The organism is Tepidimonas aquatica, from assembly GCF_007556585.1.
Lineage (GTDB): Bacteria > Pseudomonadota > Gammaproteobacteria > Burkholderiales > Burkholderiaceae_C > Tepidimonas > Tepidimonas aquatica.
The window spans coordinates 1-1,032 of sequence record NZ_VJNA01000081.1 but is presented as its reverse complement, the minus strand read 5'-3'; the positions used below and the strand labels follow the sequence as shown (position 1 = coordinate 1,032).

2 protein-coding genes are annotated in these 1,032 nt (G+C 70.0%); both read right to left on the bottom strand.

Features of this window, described 5'->3' with window-relative positions; all coding sequences use genetic code 11:
- On the bottom strand, positions 1 to 507 hold a 507-nt coding region (locus Taqua_RS13045), incomplete at its 3' end, for a MotA/TolQ/ExbB proton channel family protein (RefSeq protein ID WP_144326992.1).
- A gap of 50 nt (positions 508 to 557) precedes the next feature.
- Positions 558 to 1,032, bottom strand: a 475-nt coding sequence (locus Taqua_RS13040) for an energy transducer TonB (RefSeq protein WP_144326991.1), incomplete at its 5' end; no start/stop codon positions are given.

Sequence of the window (1,032 nt, the reverse complement as noted above, 5' to 3'; positions counted from 1 at the left end):
GCTGCCGCTGGCGCCGATGCTGACCAACGCATGGTAGATGCTCCACACGGTGCCAAACAGCCCCACGAACGGTGCGGTGGAGCCGACCGAGGCCAACACCCACAGGCCGCTTTGCAGACGCGCCACGATGTCGTCCACCGCGTGGCGCAGCGCGCGCTGCACCCATTCGCTCAGGTCGAGCTGATCGTGCAACTGCGGCGCGCGCGGCGTGCCATCCTGGCCCTGCACGTGGGCCGCGGCGTCGCGCCCGTGCGAAGCCAGCAGCCGGAACGGGTTGTCGGGCTCGCGCCCAAGGCGATCGAGCCCCTCGGCAAAGTCGCTGGCGTGCCAAAACGCCTCGACGCGGCGCGCCCGTGCGCGCTGCTGACGCAGCTCCAGCGCCTTGACGAGGATGATGACCCACGAGACAACCGACATCAACAGCAGCAAGATGGCGATGCCGCGGATGATGCCGTCGCCTTGCGCCCACAGGTGGGCTAGACCGAACGAAGGGATGGTGGTGTCCATGGTTTTGATCTCGGGATGAGGGGTCAATCGGTTGGTTGCGTCGTCAGGCGTCACTGCAGCACGAACTGCACCGGCACCAAAAACCACATGGCTTCGGGCACGCCGTTGCGCTTGCCCGGTACGTAGCGCCAGCGCAGCACGGCCTGCAGCGCAGCCTGATCCAGCCGCTCGTAGCCGCTGGAGGTGCGGATTTCGGCGGCCGACGCGGTGCCATCGGGCTCGATGCGCACGCGCAGCACGACCCGCCCTTGCTCGCCCAAGCGGCGCGACAACGCCGGGTACGGTGGCGGCGGGTTGTTGAGGTACGCCGCCGAGGCCGACGGCAGCTCGATGCGCGCGGCAGCGGGTGGCGCCGCCGCCGCGGAGGCGGTGTTGCTGGCTGCCTCGGCCGCCGGTGCCGACGCGGTGGCGGTCGCTGCAGGCGCGGCAGGCTTTGCCGCAGGGGGGGCTGCAGCCTCAGCCACCGCTTCCGGTGCAGGTGTAGGCGTAGCTTCAGTCTGCGGCAGGTTGGTTGGCTGCGGCAGG